We start from the raw sequence: 20,976 nt of genomic DNA, 5'->3' as shown, positions 1-20,976 counted from the left end.
ACATCGCCGCTCTACCGCTGCCAGGCTGGCATAAAGCGCTCGCACAAAGTTGGGCGCAGCGAACCGGTCCAGCTGGAACTATACGGACTCTCTCCTCAGCCATGGGACGTTGGGCGATCCTTTCCCGTTTCATGCAGCAGTTGGCGTCTACCATCGACCCTCCGTCGACACCCGAGAAACTGCGGGTGAGACACTTCACAGCGTTCAAACGAAGCCTGGCGGAAACCTCAGATCGCAATACCGTATCCAAACATCTCCATGCCATCGGCACGATCTTGGACCAACCGCCCCTTGCCACGCAGATTGACGAGACACTCCGCGCGATGTTTCGTCCTCGGACCCGCTACACCCGCGCGAACGCACCCGGCTACTCGGACAGCGAGCTCCGGTCGATCATTAGGGCCGCCCGCTCAGATGTTGCGGCGATAAGAGATCGGCTCCGCCAACCCATACGTGAGGCTGACGCCTCGGCCATCGAGAACGCCCTTCTCACCGGTGGCGTCTCTGCGGATGGCGTGCCCTTCCTCGACCGGATGGCGCATCGACGGAGGCTGGCTGAGCAGGTCTTCATTACCCGGCAAGATCTCATTCCCTTGCTCGCGCTCTTCGTCCACGCCACGGGTTGGAACGTCGAGACAATCAAGGAGCTGACCACCGCACACCGGATCATCGAAGGCGTTGCAGTCGAGGTCTCTCTGGTAAAGCGCCGCCGCGGTTCCGGCAAATGGCACAACTCTGCAACCTGGGAGATCGGGAACCCAGGGCAGGAGCTTCGCACACCCGGGGGCCTGTACCTCCTATTGCTTCAGCTCATGGCGCCTGCACGGAGCCTCTTAGACGACGACCCCTATTGGGCCGTGTGGCTCGGAGCAGGAAGGTCGGGTCCAGACCGTGTCGCCAACCCGTTCCAGAACGCGTTGAACACCGAGGTGAGCAACCGCGAATGGATCGCACGCCACGGGCTTCGCTCCAGCGAACACTCAGCACCGGGCGCCAAAGCAAATGACGCCGCCCCAGGTTCACCGGCGCTGTCGTTGAGTTTTCCGAGGTTGAAGAAGAGCGTCGACGTCCGCCGAACGCGCGCGGTTGGCGGACATCTGCCCTCAGCGACGCGCTCGAACACCGTGCCAGTACTCTTTCGAAACTACCTATCAGGCGACCCGTCAACGCTGGACTGGGCGCAGGATGTGATGTCTGACGCGGTAGCAGATGTCGAGAAGTCGGCCTGGGACGCTCACGAGAAGGCTCTCAACGCCAGCGGAAGAACCCGTCTCGACGTGCAACCAAGGAATAGTGGCGACGAGGCTAGCCTTTCGAACACGCAAGCCGTGGACGAGACTGGTTGGTCGGCCTGCCGCGATCACGCCCACCATCCATTGACAGGGAGACGTTGCTCGCAGTCTTTTCTCGATTGCTTCCATTGCGCCAACAGCGTGGTGACCAACGATCACCTTCCCAACTTGTTGTCTCTCCTCGACGCACTTGAACAGCGCCGAACACATATGTCGATCGACGGTTGGTGGCGCCGTTACGGACCTACATGGACTGCGATCCGCTACGACGTGCTCCCACAGTTCACGGAAGGTGAAGTGCGCAGCGCTGAGGAACAAAAGCAAGATGACCATCTACTCGATCTCGTCGAACCCCGGTGGGAGCACTCCTAATGCCGACCGCTTTCACTCTTCCTGCCCCCGTCGCCCTCGATCCGTACGTGCTTCATGGACGTCCGTTGATCGACGGTGTCACACTCTCGGAGACCTCACGCTTCAGTGAAGACGTCTGGATTTTAGGTCCGGCTGTGATGCAACGAAGTGGACGTTCTCAGAGTCTGTACTTCGCGAATGTGCCGATCGAGCACCGAACCGACGTGAAGCTCCTGTGCTACACGGCACTGTCGGGTGAGATCCCACACGACGAAGATCGACCAAGCATAGCCACCGTCTTATCAATGCAAAATCGCATCCGCCACGTCGCTAACTGGCTGAGCGAGTACCGCCCAGGTCTGGCATTCGCAGAGATGCAGGTAGATGACCTCAACGACTTCCAGACATACCTCGCCACGAACGTCCGTCCAGTCTGGCAACGATACGCACTCCGAACGGTCGTCGCTGTTCTCTGGCGGTATCGAGTGACGCTCGGTACGCGAGCCCTGACCTTCGATCCGCGGCTCACGGACTACTGGATGGCGGAACCATACCCGGGCAAGCGCACCGAGAACGCGACTTCCCGTATCCCGGAGCCCATCCATGCTCCGTTGCTGGTCTGGTCGATGCGGTTCGTGGACGAATTCGCCGGCGACATACTGAACGGCATCGAGCTCTGGCGCGTGCGCAGAAGCAAAGGAAAGGTAGGTGACGGGGCTTCTGAGCGACGCGGGCTCCGCTGGGGCCAAGCACAAACGCTGATCCATGACTATATGGCTCGCGTCCGTGCCGCTGGCCGTCCGATCCCCGGAAGTGATGGCCGTCCCAACATTGCAGCCATCGGGCGTGCTGTCGGGTGCGATCGGCTTGCACTGGAGCCATTCAAGGCTGAGCTGGCTGAACTCGCCGAAGCGCTCGGGGTCTCCGAATATGCGGACCTCGAGCAGCCGATTGTTGGTCGAATCGACGGTGAGCCTTGGATCGAGGGCTTTCGGACGAATCCCCGGGAGGCTGACTCCCTATCGACGATGTCACAGCTGCTTCAAACTGCCTGTTACATCGTCATCGCGTTCCTCTCAGGAATGCGCGACAACGAGATCAAGCATCTGAGGACTGGCGCTAGCGAGGTCGTCGCTGATTCTCACGGCACGCCCACACGTTGGCTCGCCCACAGCCTCGCTTTCAAGGGCGAAGAGGAGATTGAAGGCGTCCCCGCTACATGGGTCATCGGCGCCCCAGCAGCTCGTGCGATTGACGTTCTCGAGCGTTTGGCGGTTTCGTCCGGGTCCCCCAGCCCGTGGTTGTTCGCGCCGCTTCGAACCGGACCTGGACGAGGATCGGGGGCTCGCAACACAAACGAGGCTCTGACCGTCGGCGGGACGATCAGCGGGCTCAACCGATTCCGGAGCTGGATCACTCGTTACTGCGAGGAACGTGGCCGAAGTGATGGCATCCCCAACCACAACGGCCAACCGTGGCAACTAACGACGCGGCAGTTTCGCCGCACGCTCGCCTGGTACATCGCGCGCAGGCCCGGTGGCGCGATCGCGGGAGCAATCGCCTACAGACACCACAGCATTCAGATGTTCGAGGGGTACGCCGGAACTAGCGACTCGGGCTTTCGAGCGGAGGTAGAAGCGGAAGCGGCACTCGCTCGCGGCGAACACTTGCTGGGGATGGTGGAACGAAACGACCACACTCGGTTGGGCGGCCCAGCTGCGGGTGAAGCTCATGCCCGACTCTCAGAATTCAATTCGAACGGTGCATTCGCGGGCACCGTTCAAACTGATCCCAGACGCTTTCTTCGGCTGCTGAATGCGCGAGGACCAGAGGTCTATCCCGGGCGTTATGTAACTTGCACATACGACGCGTCAAAGGCTCAGTGTCAGAAGACCCCAACGGGCCCGGATCTGCAGTCGTGTCAACCGCTCACGTGCCGCAACGTCGCCCTCACCGACGACAATCTCGCTGCGTGGCAAGAGGAGGTTGCCCTCATCGACGAAGACCTCGATCAGCGCCCGGCCCTTCCGCCGCTGCTCGTCGAGCGATTGAAACAGAGACGAACTCAGATTCTCACGCTCGTGAATGGAGATCCAAATGTCGCGTCGAGTTGATCTGCCGACGGCCGAACAAGTACGCGCCGCTATTCGTGAACTTTCAACTCATTCGCCTGAGTCGGTTCTCACCGTCAGAGCACTGGCCCAACATCTTGGCCTCGCCAACAGCACGTTCTGGCGGCACTTCGGCGACGTCGCGCAATCTGTCGCGGACAACCGTCGCAGCACCCTTCGCACGGACACGAAGCCCGTGCCAGCGACCGCCGGGCGAAAGGATGACACGGAAGTCCGACTCCGCGGTGAGATCGAGCGTCTCAAGTCGCAGGTTGCACTCGCTGCCGCTCAAGTGCAACGGCTCACGCTTGAGAACCACGCGCTCCGTCAACATCTGGAAGCAGAGAACACGATCGTCCGGATTCCGCGCAATCGATGACTGACTGCCAATGCTGGTCGTTCATGAGCAGCTTGGATCACATAGCCTGATCACGCCCGCTTGTCGGCCGCGTGTCTTTCACACAGCGTCCATACCCAAAGCCGGATCACGTATGTTTGTGCAGGCTCACCGCAGTCTTCACAGGCTTCGGTGCTCTCCCATTCTGCTGCGCGGATCGCGTCGAGAAACTCCTCGTGGTAGTTCAGCGGGTCTTGTGAACTCTGGGCGTGAAAGCTCAGTGAACCGAACTTGGATTTCACTTGGTGGACGACATATCCCGGAGCCATCTCCGAGAGGTGCTCATTCAGTCGGGCCAGAATCGGGTACCACCCCTGACCCACCTCGATGACCTCGGGCCATCCGGGGTCGATTCTCGAGATGATCCGACGGATCGATTCGGGAACGTCCTCGGTCATCGTGTGCCCCTCTCCTCGTCCCGAACTGTGGCCGCCGTTTCCCCACCACACGCGTGCCGGGAGAGTTGGCGTGTGCGAGAAAGCTCACGAAATGTTCGACCCACCCGCAGGCTACGGGTGACGTCCTGATCCCAGTTGATCATGCCTCGGCGCCGCCAATCGATGGCGACGTGACCGCGCAAGCCGGAGATCGCGCGGCGTCGCTCGATAAACCCGAGGCCCTCCGGAAAGGGCCCTGGCAACCCACGGGTATCTGGAAGCAGGTGAGTGAAGAGCTCCGCGAATGTAGGACCTCGTCCAGTCCTGCGCCTGGTTTGAGCGATAAAGATGGCAGCTGCTAGCGCCCAAGGCTCGCCGGTGTCTTCGTCGGTAAAGTCGTCGAAGATGTAGGCCCAGTCTGCAGGAGGGGGGCGTGAGGAAGGAATTGGTGACAACTGATCGTTAGTGCCGGGAGGCGCTGGCGGGGAGGATGTCATCATGCCTGGTCCCTATCCCAGAGAGTTCCGCGAGGACGTTGTCGCGGTCGCTCGTAGCCGCGAGAGCGGCGTCACCATCAAGCAGATCGCCACTGACTTCGGCATCAGCGAAGCGACGTTGCAGAACTGGCTCCGTCAGGCCGACGTCGAATACGGCAACCGTCCTGGTCAGACCGCTGCAGACGCAGCGGAGGCGCGGGAGTTGAAGAAGCGGATCCGGTTGCTCGAGCAGGAGAACGAGGTCCTCAGGCGAGCGGCGGCGTATCTGTCGCAGGCGAACCTGCGCCTCGGTGGCTCCCCAAAATGACATACCCGCTCGTTGCTGAGCTCGCCGACGCGGGGATCCCCGTGTCGGTGTCGTGCCGGGTCCTTAAGCTCGCCCGCCAGCCCTACTACCGGTGGAGAGGCGACCCGATCCGGGACGCGGATGTGCTCCGCGCCTATCGGATCAATGCGCTGCACGATGCGCACCACGAGGACCCGACGTTCGGCTACCGATACCTGGCCGACGAGGCGCGCCGGGCTGGCTGGCGGATGAGTCGCCGGACGGCGTGGAAGCTGTGCTCGCAGGCCGGGATCCTCTCGTCCGCGCAACGCCGCCGGCGGGGCAAGGGCAAGAAGGCCGGCCCTCCCGTGTTCGACGACCACGTGCAACGGGTATTCCGTGCCAATGCGCCGAACAGGCTCTGGCTCACGGACATCACGGAACATTGGACGAGCGAAGGCAAGCTCTACTGCTGCGCGATCAAGGACGTGTTCTCGAACCGGATCGTCGGCTACTCGATCTCGGATCGGATGACAGCGAAGCTCGCCGTCGATGCCGTGCGCAACGCCGTCACCCGCCGCGGTGAGGTGGCCGGCTGCATCCTGCACGCGGACAGGGGCAGCCAGTTCCGGAGCAGGGCGATGGCCCGCGAGCTGCGCCGTCACGACATGGTCGGATCGATGGGGCGCGTCGGCGCGGCCGGGGACAACGCGGCGATGGAGAGCTTCTGGTCACTGTTGCAGACGAACGTCCTCAACCAGCAGCGGTGGGCGACGCGGCAGGAGCTTCGCCTCGCCATCGTCGTCTGGATCGAGCGGAAGTATCACCGCCAGCGAGCCCAGGACACCCTCGGCGGGTTGACGCCCATCGAGTTCGAAGCCAAGCTAACCGAGCCGCTCACACTCGCGGCCTAAACCGAAACTGTCACCAGTTCGTTCCTCACGCCCGAAGTACGACGCGGATGAAGGCGCGATCGGTCTCGTCTCAGTCCGATAGAGCCAAGAAAAGCCACGAAGGGGCCTCGTTTCAGTAGTGCTTCACTATGTACCGCCACGCCGACTCCATCGGCTCACCGGTGCGCGGAAGTGCGTACTTCTTGAACACTGCATTGAGCTGTCGCTTGACGGCCTTCATAGAGGACTCTTTCGTCGTCCACTTCTCGTGCACGGCGTGACGGACCAGGGCATCCACCTCGGCCGCGATCTGGCTGACCATCACCGTCATCCCGGCGGGTTTATGCTCCTCGAAGATACGGGTGAGCATCCCCACGTTGGGATCAGGCAGATCCGCAAGCACGCCTTCCTCGTCGGCGTCCTCCGCGGTCTTCAGGTCTGTGGCTACCTCGAACAGTCTCGTGAGCCACAGGATCGAATCGTCAGCATCGGAGATTACTCGCTGCCGAAGCTGGTCCAGCCGCTCGGCTATCGAGCTGTATACGCCGATGTTCGTTCCTCCGCCTTCGAGCTTCTTGCGGATGCGAGCCGTGAGACTATCGACGATTTCCTGAGCGGACTTGCCCTCATAATCGATGGGAACAGGCGGCAGCTGACCGTTTGCGGTCATCTTCTGGATGGTCTCAGCGTCGGCAATGACGACGGCAATGTTCCGGCCGTCAACACGGACGTTTCGCATGTGTGCATGCACGAGCTCGCGGGTCTTCGGGCCGAGTCTCTCCCAGAGAATGTCATCCTCGTCGCCGTCGTTCGGGATCGCAGCGTACACCTGCGCATACCATCGGTAATCGGATTCCCACTCCGAGAGCTGCTCGTCGGGAGCGATAGTTTCCCATAGGCCCTGCGCGTAGAGGAACTCAGCGCGATACTCGGCACGGTCTTCGCTCTGCTGCGGGAGTCTTTCCAGCGCTTGCTGCAGCGAATCCATCGACCCATCGCGGGTGATGCCAACGAAACGGCGCCGCATCTCCTTGAGCGCCACGTCCAGGCTCTGCAGCAGAGCATCAGTCTCGATCTGTCGCTGAGCGTGCTCTGGGTTGCTAGGTGCGATCGCTCGTGCGAACGCACCGCCGAGACCGACGTAATCTACAACCGTCCCGTATTTCTTGGTGAAGCCCGTCGCAAGGTGACGCCAAGGCCTGTTCGTTCGCGTGATCGTCTGAAACAGAGTATGCAACTTCATCGGTTTGTCGAGATACAGCACGCCCTCAATCGGGGCATTGAACCCGGTACCCAGCTTGGCAGTGACCACGAGGAACTTGAGCGCATCGTCGACGTCCCGGAAGCGGTCGAGCAGCGCTTCCTCCTCGCCTTCCGACAGCTTGTACGCGTCGAGCTCGCTCTTTCCAGTGGCGGAGATCACCACCGCCACCTCGGCGTCGCGACCGGACTTGGCAAGTTGATCCTGTAGGGCCTGCTCGTACAGAATGCAGAGCTCCTGGTCGGCGACGACGACCTGCGCCTTCATCCCGTGCGGGTCAATGGAGGCGTAGAAGTGCGCCACGATGTCGGCGGCGACGTTCTGGATCCGCTCGGGGTTATGGAAGATCGCACGGGCGTTGGCGACTCGGCGCGCGAAGGACTCCTTCTGCGCGTCGCTCAGCCCTTCCTCATCCGCCAAAGCATCGAACGCCGCATCGAGCTCATCCTTTGCGACGTCGAACCTGACGGGTCTAGGGATGACCCTCATCGGAACCGTCGTCCCGTCGGCGATCGAACGATCTGAATCGTACGTGTCCAGTGCCCAGCCGGCGTCTCGCTCGTCGCCGAACATCTGATAGGTGTTTCGGTCCAGATCCGCGATAGGGGTGCCAGTGAAACCGAACCGATGGGCGTTCGGCAACGCCGCGCGCATGTCAGCGCCGAGCGAGCCCTCCTGCGTGCGATGGGCCTCATCCACCAGAAGGATCACGTTTTCACGATCGGTGAGCACACCGGCACCCGCAAACTTGTGCACGGTCGTCGCGATAATGCCGCGTTCGTTCGTGCGTAGGGCTGTTTGCAGTGCGGTGATTGTCCGCGCTTTCACTGGTTCGGGAACACCAGCCGAAGCGAACTGCGAGAATGTCTGCGTGACCAGCTGCGTGCGGTCCGCGACCGCGATGATGGTCGGGTTGCGCATCCGCGGATCGAAGTACAATCTCGTCGCCACCCAGGACATCGTGAGCGTCTTCCCCGAACCCTGAGTGTGGTAGATCAGACCCCGCGAGCTCTCCTCGCCGGTCGCACGCGCGACGATCTTTTCAACGGAGTCGTACTGGAAGTACCGCGGCAGGAGCTTGGCTGTGGGGCCGAGACCGGAGCCTCCCTGCTGCTTGTCGTACATCACGTAGTGCTCGATGAGATTCAAGATCACCTGCGGGGCCAGCAGACCATTCACGCTCATGGTGACCCGATCCCAGCCTTCGATCGTCGCGGGCACGGAACTGGAGCCCCACCGCTGCCAATGATCCAATGGCGTCCGCACGGCGGCGTACCGGAAGTCTTTGCCCTCGGTGGCGAATGAGAGCACGTTCGAGACGAAGAATTCGGCCTGATTCTCCTCGTAGGTGCTGTAGATATCTTTCGCGCCGTGTTTCCAAGTCTTGATCACCGACACCGGTGTCTTCGTCTCACCGACAACGACGGGGATCCCGTTGATCCAGAGCACCAGATCAAACCGCGCGCCTCGATAACTCACCTCGTCCGAGACGAGCAGCGTGTTTTGCTCGGGGCGCTCGAAATCCAGTAGCCGAAAGGGTTCGTCGTGATTGGTGTCCGGCATGAGTACTGTGCCCCCGCCGCGCAGCAACGTCGTGAACTCTTCGTTCATATTCATCAGGCCCTCAGCGGACGCCGACAGAGCGACCTGACGGACTCTGGCCAGCACCGCTTCAGCGCGCCCAGACAGCTCAGGGTTGAGCCGCTCAATGGCATCGCGAAGATCGGACTCGATGAAAACCTGCTGCGTCGTGCGCGGTAGGTCTTTGCCAGGGACGTGCGTCCAGCCAGCATCGACTAGAAGGTCAATGAGCGCGGCTTGGACAGTCGTCTTCTCGTTGTACCCGGTGAATCCAGTCATGTCGCAGCCTCCACGTCGAGGTCGAGTAGGTGGTCGTAGCTCGAGGGGATCTCGTGCTTCCCGGACAGGAGCACTGAAAGCAGGTTCGATCGCAGAGTGCGCAGGGCGTCTGCGGTGGCTCGGACAGCGACCACCGCCGCCCAGCCGGCATCTCCCAGGGCCGCAATATCGCGCTGAGACTCAATGTCAGGAACGCCAACCCTCACACTTGCGAGATATTCCGTGATGTTGAGATTGAAGATGCTAGTCGTGCGTTTTTGAAACGGCCGCGCCAGCCCGGATCTGTACGCGGACCACAAGCACCAGAACACGAACCCTGGATCCGCGCGTGTTCGATCGACTCGGAGCAGTCGCATGAAGTCGGAAGGAACCACCCACGGGTGCTCCTCCTCCATACGAATTACCCGACCGACTGGCTGCGTGGGCGAACCGCCTGATCGCTCAAGGACGATATCGCCTACACGCAGAGCGCGTGCTGCTGCGCGCTTGATACTCAAGCTGCGTGTCGCGCCAACAGCTGGGTCCACCGCGACTTCCCCGCCCTTGTACGCGGAGGGCCCGAGAGCTGTCACGTCCTGCTCGTCCGCTCCGGCTGGAAGACCCCAGGCACCACCCAGAGTCGTTTCAAACAGGTCGACAAGTGGCTGCGAACTCCCAGCTCCAAACCGAACGATTTCCGCCATCGCTGAGGACAGGGAAGTAGCCGTGGCCTCCGCCTCGGCATCCGCGGCATCGATCGCGTCATCCGCCGACGCCATCAGGTCCACGATCCGGCGTTGCTTGGCGAGGGACGGCAACGCGATCGGAATCGACTCGAATGCACCCTTGCTCAGTGTCTTTCGACGTAGGACCGTCCCGACGCATCGAGCAGCCATCTCCTCGTGGAATGTCGGGGAGGTCGTGAGCAGCTTCATGAACCCCGGCAGCAGCTGGGTGCGGTCAATCGAATAGACCGGAAAAGCTTGAGGTGTGACAAACGCCCCCGCATACGCCGGCGAGACAACTGTGCTCGGCGCTTCGAAAGCCGTGATCGTCCGGTATACGAGGTCACCTACATGCAGCTGCATCAGCTTGCCAAACTTCATCGAGTCCCCACGCGCGGGTTCGCGATCGACGAGGCCCCATCCACTGCGCTGCACGCCGACGACACGATAGAGATGGTCCGCAACTACGGGGGTGAAATCTGCACGGCGTGCAGCGACGTCACCGAGCGATACCTCGCGCCATCCGTCACGCATCGATACCAGCTTCCTTGAGACGCAGATCCAGCGCAGCCCGCGCGTTGTCCATGACCTCCTGCGCCTCACGCAGCGACGCCAGGGCAGCATCGACGTCTGCTTCTGCCGCGTTCTCGGTCTGGAGGTAGCGGCCGATGTTCAGGTCGTAGCCATGTTCACGTATCCGATCACGGTGAATCAGCTCGAGTGAGAGCTTCTCCTTGTCGGCGAGGTCCTCACCTTGCTTGTACGCTGCGTCGATCGCGTCAACGTCTACCTCGCTGAGCGTGTTCTGATTCTTGCTCGAAGTGAACTGGCGACGTGCATCGATAAACAGCACGCGTTCCTTGCGGTCGGGGCTCTTCTCTGCCCGGAAGATCAACAGGCATACCGGGATCGTTGTCGAGTAGAACAGGTTCTGCGGCAGTCCGATCACGGCTTCCAGCCTGTCGTTCTCGATCACCCATTCGCGCATCGCGGTTTCAGTGCCGCCACGGAACAGCACGCCGTGCGGCATGACCACACCGAGTCTTCCTGTGTGCGGCTTCATGACAGAGAGCATGTGCTGAATCCACGCCCAGTCGCCCTTCTTGGCCGGTGGGACGATGCCCCCCAGGGCGCGCTTGTACTTGTCCTTCGCCCAGGTATCAGCCGGCCAGTTGTCCAGGGAAAATGGCGGGTTGGCGATGACGACATCGAATTTCCGGAGGTTGCCTGCCTCATCTAGAAGCTTCGGCTCGCGGAACGTGTCGCCCCGCTTGATCTCGAAGTCCTCGACCCCATGCAAATACAGATTCATCCGCGCAATGCCCGCGGTAGTGAGGTTCTGTTCCTGGCCGTATAGGAACAGCGACCTCGTGTTCCCGTCCAACTGCTTGATCGCTTCCACCGTCTCTACGAGCATGCCTGCGGAACCACAGGCTGGGTCACAGACCGAGTCGTTCTCCTGCGGATCGAGGATCTTCACCAAGAGATGCACCACATGACGTGGGGTGAAGAACTCGCCGGCTTTCTTGCCCGAAGCTTCCGCGAACTCCCGCAGCAGGTATTCGTATGCGGAGCCGAGCATGTCACCCGAGACGTGATTGGGATCTAGCGTGAGCTTGTCGAAGACCTGCATGAGGGAGCGGAGAGCCGGCTGCGGGATCCGCTCCTGGTTCGACCAGTTCACGTCACCGAAGACGCCGGCGAGCTTGCCCGGGTTGGCTTCTTGAATCGCGACGAGCGCCTTATTGAGCTTCGCCCCAGAGTTCTTCGTGACCTCAAAAGTGTCATCCCAGTGCGCTCCCTCGGGAATGACGAAGGTTTGGTAGTCGTCATCCTCAAGGTCTTGCGACCAGTCTTCTCCGAGGTCGTCGAGTGCCTGCTCGTGATGGAAGTCATATACGTCGCTGATCCACTTGTAGAACAGCACCGGGAACACATATGCCTTGAAATCCCCGGGATCTACCGGTCCGCGTAGCGTGTTTGCCGCGCGCCACAGCGACAGTTCCAATTGACGTTGCGTGAGGTGATCAGGATGCGCTGGCGCCAGAGTCATACAGTCTTCCTTCGGAGGCGAGGCCGAACGCCGGAATGCGGGCGCCGGCGCGGTATCACGTTCCTACCGTAGCGGTCTTCGCACGGCGTGCCGTCGGCGCTGCGGGCCCGCAACGCAGCGCATCCCCGGGCGACCAGCGCGGCTAATTGGAGACGATAGTTACGTCTTGGAGGTCTGTTGCAACGGCCACACCGTTCTTGACTACCCAGGCCTGTACCCAGTGATTACCTGCGTACGAACTGTGCTCAGTCATCTTGTCGCCGCCTTTGACAATCTCGCCTCTGAGGTTGCTCCGCTCGACCGCTTCGGCGCCGGCGTTACGGACTTTCCAGTAGACGTCGTATGGCGGCGCAACCGTGCATCCCTCGATGGTGAAGCTCAGGCTTCGTCCGATTGGCACGTGATTGCCGGTGGCGCTCATTGGCCTGTAGCGTCCGGCCGCTCGCCGCGTTGCCGACATGCGGCCTATCAGACGGAACCTGGCGCGTGGGTCCAGTCGTACGGGGATGTGATGGTCGCGCTCCAGGGATTGCTCCCCCGGGGCTTCTCGCTTCTCGTATGTCTCGAGGGGAGCAGCAGCGGCCGCCAGTGCAAGCTCTGCGGAGGTCGACGCGCCGAACTTGTCTCCGAAGACCTCCTGCCACCGCTCAATACTCTCGTCAGCAGGAGCGTCCAATGCCGTGCGCATCTTCCGGGCCCATGTTTTCAGCTGGCTCTGAAGGTTGAGGAACCCTGTATGAGTAAGTCGGTCCGCAAGGTTCTGTCCGATACGGTCATCGATCCATGGGGCGGACGTCATGGGACCGATGTAGTCGTGGAGATCCTCCACAAGCGCAACGAGCGTCGTGGCCACGTTCTGATACTCATCCACTCCAGCAAAACTGTGAACACGTTCGGTCAGCATCGCCGTCAGCACCACCGACGCCACGTTCAAGGAGGTTCGGTCGCGGAGGTACTTCACGAGTCGGATTGCGCGGATCAGATGCCCACTGGTGACACGAGACGACTGCTCGATCCATTCAGTGAGCGCGACAGGATCCTGCCGAATCCACTCGTTGTCGATCCGGTGAGTGATGTAGCTGCTGCCATCGGCCCTCGTAATGAACGGCACCACGTCAATGTGGAAGTCGTCTGCGTAGTCGATGGTTACACAGCGCTTCCCGAGCGTCGTCTTGGCGCGATACCGGCTTGAGGCCTCGAGCGCCTTTTGAAGCTCGACGGTGTACTTCTTTGGCTCCCAATCCTGCTGCTCCTCCATCGGCAACAAGACGTCGGCATCGAAGTCGTTGCCCGTGTATGGGCGGATGATCGTCTTGTGAGCGAACGATCCCTGCGGGATGAGGTCATCTACTACGAGGTCGCTGAGCGAAGAATCGTCGCCGAGAAACGTGTCGAGGCTTGAGACGCGCGACTGCAAGGTATTCACTCGGCCCTGATTCAGATTGACGTAGTCCCGCAGGAAGGCGTTGAACTCTCGGACTCGTGCGGTCATCCCTGCAGCTCCATTACTCGCTCGTCGATTCCGTGCTCTTGGTATTGGTACAGAACAAATGCCGGGTGCACGGCACGCATACGGTGGCGTCCCATCGTCAAGGCCACCGTGGCAGGTACCGCGGCAAGGATGTGGAGTCGCTCGGCGTTCGGCCATCGGTTCTCCACAGTCGAAAGCAAATCCCGCCAGGCCCTCCCAAAGGACGCCAAATCTGCTCGGGACGTGACTACATCCGGAGAGGGCTCCTGGAGCACGGAGAGGCGCACTGCGGGCGCGCTGGCAAGGTGTGCTGGAACGCGTGAAGGTGCGACCCCCGCTGTGACCTCCACAAACGCGACGACATCCGCCGCGTCGCTATCGGCTATGGACCCAGTAATCGCGAACGTCGCCGGCTCTTCCGCTGGCGTTGGCCAGACCCAGGCCTCTGGTCCGTCAGTCCTGTCCCGCCTGAACAGAACGGTCTCCGTCTTGTCATCAAGTTCGGCGCCGAGGTGGATGAGCATCGGTATTGGCGCGAGTGCGAAGACGGCTAGAACTCCCGCATCGCCAGCCGCGATAGCGTCGCGAGCTTTTTCGACCTGAACGTCGATCTGTTTGCGCGCGGCGTCCCATGCCCAACTGTCAGTCTCTGCGTCAACAGAGATGATGTCGAACATGCCGGTTCGAGAGTCCGCATGCATCCCCGTGAGTCCTGCCTCCCGGAGCGCTTCACCGATCTGCTCTTTGGTTGCAGCGCTGCGTGTTCCGCGGATCGTGCCTGTCATGCGGATGACGATGGCTGGCCTCAGCCGGGCGAAGTCGGTCACGTCACGAACCCAGCGTTCGTGTTCGGATTTCTTCTCCGTGAGGAACTGCACGGTGTATTTTTCAACCAGTTCCGGAGAATCCACCTTCCGATGGCAATCGCCGCACAGGAGGAGCAGGTTCTCTTCTGCAGCACGCTCCTTCGACTTGAGCGGCGACTCGCCTCTCGGCGCTTTCGGCCCGTTCTCGGCAGCGACATTGTGTGCGATCTGACCGGTTGGTATCGAGTGCCAATACTCCGACTCGTCAACTAGCCATTTGGCACACAACACGCACCGTGCTGCCGAGCGCCCCCAGATCCGCTCGCGCACGGGCGCCGGAACGTTCGCCCGTTTCACTGATGTGTCGCTTGCGCGCGTACTCCCCATGAGGGACAGCATAAGGACCGCCACGGACATCGGGCTGGAACTCTTCGGAGACCCTTCAGCAGCGACCGTCGCACAGACGTCGCGGAGCCCACATCAGCGTCCCTGGGCTCGCATGTGGTCGTGGACAGTGTCCGGTCATACACAATGGGCCAGCAACTGGAAACGGGCGGGGAAAATGGCGGTGAATCCTGCTCGATGCACCTCGATCACCCCCGACTCGAGCGGCTGTCTCAGCGCATCAAGCGCGACGCGCGAGAACTCGGCGGCTTCATCGAGGAACAGCACGCCGCGGTGCGCCCGCGCGATCGCTCCCGGTCTCGCGGTGCGGGAGCCGCCGCCGACGAGAGCGGCGACCGACGCGCTGTGATGCGGCGCTTCGAGCGGCGGAAGCGGATCGAGAGCTACGACCGCCTCTCCGCTGAGCGAGCGCACGGACGCGACCTCGAGGGCTTCCTGTTCCTCGAGCGCGGGCAGTATCCCCGGGAGCCTGCGGGCGAGCATCGTCTTCCCCGCTCCCGGGGGGCCGCTCAGAAGCATGTGATGACCACCGGCTGCTGCGACCACGAGTGCGTCCACAGCGTCGTCCTGACCCACGACATCGGCCAGGTCGAGGCTGTCGCCCCGACTGTGCGCGGCCGATGCGATTTCGACGGCCTCCACATCGGGCGCCTCGACATCGGCGCCATGCCAGACCGCCACCTCGGCGAGAGAGGCTGCCGCGCGAATCTCGACGCCGGGAACCAGCCGCGCCTCGGCTTCGTTGCCCCGAGGCACGATCACCGTCTCGAATCCGGCTCGCGCCGCGGCGAAAACTGCGGGAAGCACGCCGGGAACGGGACGGATCCTGCCGTCGAGGCCGAGCTCGCCGATGTGGACGGTCGCGGCGATCGAACGCGCCTCGATGGATCCGCCGGCGGCGAGACAGGCCATGGCTATCCCCAGATCGAATCCGGCCCCGTGCTTGGGAAGGCTCGCCGGTGAGAGGTTCACCGTGAGTCGTCGCCGTGGCAGGTCCAATCCGGCGTTCTTGCAGGCGTTGTGCACGCGTTGGACGGCCTCGCCCAGCGACTTGTCCGGCAGCCCGATGATGCGGAACTCGGGAGTCTGATTCGACATGTCGGCCTCGACCTCGACCAGATGCCCGTCGACTCCGGTGAGAGCGACCGCCCAGGTGCGCGCGGTGGTCATGCGATGTCCACGAGATGCTCGAGCGCGCCGGAGGACGGATCTGGTCCGATGATGCCTATGGCTTCGAGTCGCACACGTCGACCGCGGGCGGCTTCCGGATTCTCCGCGACCCATGCCTGCGCGAGTTGCCACAGCCGACGTCGCTTACGGGCGTCGATCGCCTCGAACGGGTGGCCGTAGGCGGTCGTCCGTCGCGTCTTGACCTCGACCACAGCGAGATGACCGTCGCGCGCGGCGACGATGTCGATCTCTCCCTGCGCGCACCGCCAGTTCCGCGCGAGCACGGTGTACCCGTTGCCCCTCAGATGCTGTGCGGCGCGCTCTTCGCCTGCTCTTCCGAGTTCATCCTTCGCTGCCATGTGCCCAGCATCACGCGGGGTGCGTTCCGAAAGGAGCGATTCGATGCCGCTTCCGCGGCATCTGGGGAGAAGTCAGCTCTCCGAGATCGTGTGGAGGGCGTGCGAAGGCGGCGGGCCGAGAGGAACCGTCACTCGCCGTCGAGGGAGAGCTCCTGCGGGAGCTCGAACTCCCGGCGCTGCAGTTCCTCGACATTGACGTCCTTGAACGTCAGCACGCGCACAGCCTTGACGAAGCGATCGGCACGGTAGATGTCCCACACCCAGACGTCGGTCATCGAGATCTCGAAGTAGAAGTCATGCTCGGTGTCCCGACGGACGACATTGACTTCGTTGGCCAGGTAGAACCGGCGTTCGGTCTCCACGACGTACTGGAACTGCGACACCACATCCCGGTACTCCCGGAACAGTGCCAGCTCGAGCTCGCGGTCGTAGTCGTCGAAGGCTTCCTCATCCATGATGTCTCCATCCTAGAGTCGCAGGCACCGCGGCGCGTCATCGACCGCTCGGGCACGGCCGGTGCGATCCGCTCAGAACAGGGTGGGCACGTCCGCGATCGCCCAGGATGCCCTGTGGTGCGGGGAGAGCCCGACAGTCCGGATCGCGTCGCGATGCGCGGAGCTGGCGTAGCCCTTGTTGCGATCCCACTGATACGCGGGATCCGTCTCGTGGAGCTCGGTCATGTATGTGTCCCGCGCGACCTTCGCGATCACGGATGCCGCCGAGACCGATGCGCAGTCCCGGTCGGCCTTGACCACCGGACGCACCCGGAGCGGGGCGGGATGCACCTTCGACAGATAGTCGTGATTGCCGTCGAGCAGGACGAGAGCACCGTCGAGCGCCGCGCCCTGATCGGCGACGGCCTGAACCGCCCGCGACGCGGCGAGACCGAGCGCCCGCATGATGCCGACCTCATCGATCTCCGCCGCGCTCGCCCACCCGACAGCGGACGCCTGCACCCACGCCGCCGCGCGCGCAGCGACCTCGGGCCTGCGCAGCTCCGTCACGAGCTTGGAATCCCGCAGCCCCTCGGGCACTCGACGGCGAGCACCAGCGGCATCCATCACTGCAGCTCCCACGGCGACCGGTCCGGCGAGTGCACCCCGACCGACCTCGTCCAGAGAGATGATCAGCTCGCACTCGCCGAGGAGCCGGCGCTCGAGAGTCAGCTTCGGCGCGACGACGGTCATTCCGGAGCCGGAACGCCGTTGAAGATCTCGTGATGACCGTCGATCGGCCCCAGCCGGTCCAACGGCCAGGTCGTGAGGAACGCCTTGCCCACGATGTTCCCCATCGGGACGAAGCCGCCGCTGGGGAGGTCCTGGTGCGCGCGGGCGTCGCGCGAACGGTCGCGATTGTCCCCGAGCAGCCACACCGAGTCCTCGGGCACCACGACGTCGAAGGGCTCGTTCGAGGCAGCAGTGTCGCCGGGCGGGAGGTTGAGGTAGCTGAGCTCATCGATGGGCGCGCCGTTGATGGTGATCTGACCGAGCGCGTTGCAGCAGACGACATGATCGCCGGGCAGACCGATCACGCGTTTGACGAGATGGTCCTGCGAGTCGGTGGCGGAGATGCCCACGAAATTCAGCACCCAGTCGACAGCTTCGACCAGCGGCGGCTGCGCAGGGGTCTGCGGCTGCCCGTCGAGCCACCCGCCCGGGTCCTTGAAGACGACGACGTCGCCCCTCTCGTAATCCGTCCAGCGGGGCGTGAGCTCGTCGACCAGGATGCGGTCGTTGATCAGCAGCGTGCGTTCCATCGACGCGGAGGGGATGTAGAACGAACGGACGACGAAACTCTTGACGACGAAGGAGACCAGCGCGGCGATCACGACGATCACCAGGACGTCACGAAGGAAGACCAGGAACCCGCGACGTCTTCTGGACGTGGGCGCGGACGGGGATTCAGTCATCAGGTTCCTTCACGATCAAGCACCGTCGTGCGGCGACGGTATCTAGGTTCGCACACCGCAGGGAGAACAAAGCACCCCGGGACATCGTGTCCCGGGGTGCCGTGGAGATGCTGCGACTCAGCGGTCGCGCTTCTCCTTGATCTTCGCCTTCTTGCCGCGCAGCTGGCGGAGGTAGTAGAGCTTCGCGCGACGCACGTCACCACGGGTGACGACCTCGATGTGGTCGATCACCGGGGAGTGCACCGGGAAGGTACGCTCGACGCCGACCTGGAAGCTGATCTTGCGGACCGTGAAGGTCTCGCGCACGCTGTCGCCCTGACGGCCGATGACGACGCCCTGGAAGACCTGGATACGAGAGCGGCTGCCCTCGGTGATGTTGACGTGCACCTTGACGGTGTCGCCGGGGAAGAAGTCCGGGATGTCCGAACGGAGGGAAGCCGCATCGACGGCGTCGAGGATCTGCATGATCGTCTCTCTCTGCACCCGCCACAGGTCGGATGCATGTATTCAAAGGAACAAGAAAAGGATTGAACTGTACGGCGCTCAAGCGTCCGCGGGCTCCCCTGTGGCAGAACCGGTCACAGCACAAACACTCATTCTGCCATGGATGCGACGCCCGGCCAAAACGCCGACGTCAGTCGCGACTATCGGTCTCCCGCACCACGATGACCTCGTGGGCACGCGTGGGCGGTGCCGGCTCATCCACCGTCGGAATCGTCGACCAGGTGATGGTCTCTCGCAGACGCGCTCCGCTCCCCTTCGCCTCGTTCCACAGCTGCCACAGCTGCAACCAGATCAGGGCGATACCGGCGACGATGGCACCCGTGAGCAACCATGGGAACGCCCCGTCGATGAAGAACCCGACGGCGATCGTCAACCCGTTCCAGACCGTGAATCCCGCGACGTCCCACCAGGAGACCGCCCGTTCGATGCGGACCGAGGGACGCGAGCGCGTCAGGAGGGTGAGCAGAAGCTGGCCGAGGAAGACCGAGGGCATCGCGATCAGCAGCACCCAGAGGATCGACCATCCTCCCTGGAAGACGCCCCACCCGATGAGAAGCCACAGCGGCAGCAGGAACGCCGCCGGAAGAAGCCAGCGGAAGAAGGCCTGTCGCAACCACATGCTCAGATCGTACGACGCCGTCCGTTCCCATGTCCGGGTGTTCGCTGACAGCGGTCGGGGATCCCGAGGCGTGGGATCAGGGAGAATGGAAAGGACGAGAGGACAACCGATGATCGAACTGCGCACCCCTGCCGAGATCGATGAGATGCGCGCAGCAGGACGCTTCGTCGCCGAGACGCTGGCGACGCTGCGCGATGAGACGAAGGTCGGGACGAATCTCCTCTCGATCGATCGCCGCGCACACGACATGATCCGCAAGGCAGGAGCGGAGTCCTGCTACATCGACTACCACCCCTCCTTCGGGGCGAGTCCGTTCGGCAAGGTCATCTGCACCTCGGTCAACGACGCGGTGCTGCACGGGCTCCCCCATGACTACACCCTGCGCGACGGCGACCTCGTCACCCTCGACTTCGCGGTCGCGGTCGACGGCTGGGTCGCCGACTCCGCGGTGTCGTTCGTCGTCGGATCAGCGCGCGAAGAGGACCTCCGGCTCATCGACACCACCGAGCGTGCACTGGCCGCGGCGATCGACTCCGCCACGGTCGGCAACCGCATCGGCGACATCTCCGCAGCCGTCGCCGCTGTCGCGCACGGTGAGGGGTACTCGATCAACACCGACTTCGGGGGACACGGCGTCGGACGCACGATGCACGGAGACCCCCACGTCCCCAACGACGGCCGCGCCGGCCGAGGCTTCCCATTGCGGTCCGGTCTGGTTCTCGCGCTCGAGCCCTGGTTCCTCGCGACGACCGATGAACTCGTCACCGACCCCGATGGATGGACGCTGCGCAGCGCTGACGGCTCCCGCGGAGCGCACTCGGAGCACACCATCGCGATCACGGACGAGGGGCCGATCATCCTGACGGATCGGTCGTTCCTCGGCGTCGACTGAGCTGCGCCACTCCCCTATCCGCAGAACTCAGGCGCGACAGTAGACGTAGATCTCGGTGATGTGCGGAAGGTCGAACAGGTCTCGCTCACGGGTCTGCTCCGACTCGTCGAGCACGGTCTCCATGTCGCCCAGCATGCGGGTGCGCGTCGATTCATCGGCGATGAGAACACTGCTGACGGTCGTCCATCGGCGAAGGTAAAGCTCTCGGGAGATGGGCTCCGTCCAGCGGATCTGGGTTCGTAGAACGGGCTCGAATCCGGGAAGCTCCTCGTCCGCACTGTCGGTCGAGGCATCGGCGGCGGCGGGATGCGCGATGCGATGGCAGTCCCGGTCCCAGGCGCACTCCGGATCCGCGCGGTTCCACAGCAGCCCGAGTGTTCCTCCGGGGACCAGCACGCGTGAGATCTCGGCACAAGCCGGGCCCCGGTCGAACCAATGGAAGGCCTGGGCGACGGTGACCACCTGAACGGACGCATCCACCAGAGGGATGCGCTCGGCGGTGCCGACCAACGCCTCCACTCCGGGGAGCGTGGACCTCAGAACGTCGAGCATGCGCTCCAACGGTTCGACGGCGTAGGTGCGTCGTGCGCGAGCGACGAGCAGTCGGGTGAACTTGCCCGTACCTGCGCCCAGATCCAACGCCGCATCCACGGCGGCTGGCACGATCAGCGTTGCCGCCTCATCGGGAAAGCCGGGACGGTATCGGTCGTAGTCGTCGCCGATGCTCTCGAACGACCGGGCGAGCGCTTGTTCAGGCATGGCTCGACGCTATCAGCGGCG

17 protein-coding genes and 2 pseudogenes are annotated in these 20,976 nt (G+C 62.9%); 5 read left to right on the top strand and 14 right to left on the bottom strand.

Annotated features, from left to right (window positions below; all coding sequences use genetic code 11):
• Window positions 1–185: 185 nt before the first annotated feature.
• From KY497_RS11255 to KY497_RS11245, 3 genes are read left to right on the top strand one after another with little or no spacing between them, the layout of a single operon-like run.
• Window positions 186–1,664: a hypothetical protein gene (locus tag KY497_RS11255; protein ID WP_219869061.1), complete on the top strand. Its 1,479-nt coding sequence runs from the start codon at window positions 186–188 to the stop codon at window positions 1,662–1,664.
• Complete coding sequence (locus tag KY497_RS11250) at window positions 1,664–3,757, top strand: hypothetical protein (RefSeq protein WP_219869060.1); 2,094 nt, start codon at window positions 1,664–1,666, stop codon at window positions 3,755–3,757. Before KY497_RS11255 ends, KY497_RS11250 begins: the two co-directional genes overlap by 1 nt.
• Window positions 3,729–4,133 carry a hypothetical protein gene (locus KY497_RS11245; RefSeq protein ID WP_219869059.1) on the top strand — a complete coding sequence of 135 codons (405 nt, stop codon included), beginning with the start codon at window positions 3,729–3,731 and terminating at the stop codon, window positions 4,131–4,133. Before KY497_RS11250 ends, KY497_RS11245 begins: the two co-directional genes overlap by 29 nt.
• A gap of 50 nt (window positions 4,134–4,183) precedes the next feature.
• Here the strand turns inward: KY497_RS11245 and KY497_RS11240 are convergent, their stop codons facing one another.
• Window positions 4,184–4,549, bottom strand: coding sequence for a hypothetical protein (locus tag KY497_RS11240; RefSeq protein ID WP_219869058.1), 366 nt, complete (start codon window positions 4,547–4,549; stop codon window positions 4,184–4,186).
• 477 nt (window positions 4,550–5,026) lie between these two features.
• Here KY497_RS11240 and KY497_RS11235 point away from each other — a divergent pair.
• A pseudogene (locus tag KY497_RS11235) lies at window positions 5,027–6,204 on the top strand (IS3 family transposase).
• Window positions 6,205–6,316: 112 nt separating this feature from the next.
• On the opposite strand, the gene KY497_RS11230 reads toward KY497_RS11235, so the two are convergent.
• The 12 genes and pseudogenes from KY497_RS11230 to KY497_RS11175 form a co-directional block, all read right to left on the bottom strand.
• On the bottom strand, window positions 6,317–9,304 hold the full coding sequence (locus KY497_RS11230) for a type I restriction endonuclease subunit R (protein ID WP_219869057.1): 2,988 nt from the start codon (window positions 9,302–9,304) through the stop codon (window positions 6,317–6,319).
• Window positions 9,301–10,542, bottom strand: a complete 1,242-nt coding sequence (locus tag KY497_RS11225; RefSeq protein ID WP_219869056.1) for a hypothetical protein — start codon at window positions 10,540–10,542, stop codon at window positions 9,301–9,303. The genes KY497_RS11230 and KY497_RS11225 overlap by 4 nt, the downstream gene beginning before the upstream one ends.
• On the bottom strand, window positions 10,535–12,061 hold the full coding sequence (locus KY497_RS11220; RefSeq protein WP_219869055.1) for a class I SAM-dependent DNA methyltransferase: 1,527 nt from the start codon (window positions 12,059–12,061) through the stop codon (window positions 10,535–10,537). Before KY497_RS11220 ends, KY497_RS11225 begins: the two co-directional genes overlap by 8 nt.
• A gap of 142 nt (window positions 12,062–12,203) precedes the next feature.
• The gene (locus KY497_RS11215; RefSeq protein WP_219869054.1) at window positions 12,204–13,553 is read right to left on the bottom strand and encodes a cyclic GMP-AMP synthase DncV-like nucleotidyltransferase; all 1,350 of its coding nucleotides are present in this window, start codon (window positions 13,551–13,553) and stop codon (window positions 12,204–12,206) included.
• The gene (locus tag KY497_RS11210) at window positions 13,550–14,668 is read right to left on the bottom strand and encodes an SAVED domain-containing protein (protein ID WP_219869053.1); all 1,119 of its coding nucleotides are present in this window, start codon (window positions 14,666–14,668) and stop codon (window positions 13,550–13,552) included. The genes KY497_RS11215 and KY497_RS11210 overlap by 4 nt, the downstream gene beginning before the upstream one ends.
• A 207-nt stretch (window positions 14,669–14,875) precedes the next feature.
• Window positions 14,876–15,913: pseudogene (locus KY497_RS11205) on the bottom strand (YifB family Mg chelatase-like AAA ATPase); the annotation flags it as partial.
• Window positions 15,910–16,272, bottom strand: a complete 363-nt coding sequence (locus KY497_RS11200) for a YraN family protein (RefSeq protein ID WP_017830718.1) — start codon at window positions 16,270–16,272, stop codon at window positions 15,910–15,912. The gene KY497_RS11200 and the pseudogene KY497_RS11205, both read right to left, overlap by 4 nt.
• Window positions 16,273–16,400: 128 nt before the next feature.
• Entirely contained in the window at window positions 16,401–16,727 is a 327-nt protein-coding gene (locus tag KY497_RS11195) for a DUF2469 family protein (RefSeq protein WP_017830719.1), read from the bottom strand.
• A gap of 72 nt (window positions 16,728–16,799) precedes the next feature.
• Window positions 16,800–17,459 (bottom strand): ribonuclease HII, encoded by a 660-nt coding sequence (locus tag KY497_RS11190; protein WP_141385991.1) that lies wholly within the window; start codon window positions 17,457–17,459, stop codon window positions 16,800–16,802.
• Entirely contained in the window at window positions 17,456–18,181 is a 726-nt protein-coding gene (gene lepB / locus KY497_RS11185) for a signal peptidase I (RefSeq protein WP_055868513.1), read from the bottom strand. The genes KY497_RS11190 and lepB overlap by 4 nt, the downstream gene beginning before the upstream one ends.
• A 117-nt stretch (window positions 18,182–18,298) precedes the next feature.
• Window positions 18,299–18,646 (bottom strand): 50S ribosomal protein L19, encoded by a 348-nt coding sequence (gene rplS / locus KY497_RS11180; RefSeq protein ID WP_017830722.1) that lies wholly within the window; start codon window positions 18,644–18,646, stop codon window positions 18,299–18,301.
• 169 nt (window positions 18,647–18,815) lie between these two features.
• Window positions 18,816–19,304: a hypothetical protein gene (locus KY497_RS11175; RefSeq protein ID WP_055868516.1), complete on the bottom strand. Its 489-nt coding sequence runs from the start codon at window positions 19,302–19,304 to the stop codon at window positions 18,816–18,818.
• A gap of 109 nt (window positions 19,305–19,413) precedes the next feature.
• On the opposite strand from KY497_RS11175, the gene map reads away from it, so the two are divergent.
• Window positions 19,414–20,196: a type I methionyl aminopeptidase gene (gene map, locus KY497_RS11170; RefSeq protein ID WP_055868518.1), complete on the top strand. Its 783-nt coding sequence runs from the start codon at window positions 19,414–19,416 to the stop codon at window positions 20,194–20,196.
• A 27-nt stretch (window positions 20,197–20,223) separates the two neighbouring features.
• Here map and KY497_RS11165 read toward each other — a convergent pair whose 3' ends face one another.
• On the bottom strand, window positions 20,224–20,955 hold the full coding sequence (locus tag KY497_RS11165; protein ID WP_219869052.1) for a class I SAM-dependent methyltransferase: 732 nt from the start codon (window positions 20,953–20,955) through the stop codon (window positions 20,224–20,226).
• Window positions 20,956–20,976: the final 21 nt, after the last annotated feature.

It is taken from the genome of Microbacterium sp. PAMC22086 (assembly GCF_019443525.1).
Lineage (GTDB): Bacteria > Actinomycetota > Actinomycetes > Actinomycetales > Microbacteriaceae > Microbacterium > Microbacterium maritypicum.
Note: the sequence above shows the minus strand (reverse complement) of the source record. Positions and strands in the feature narration are given on the sequence as shown.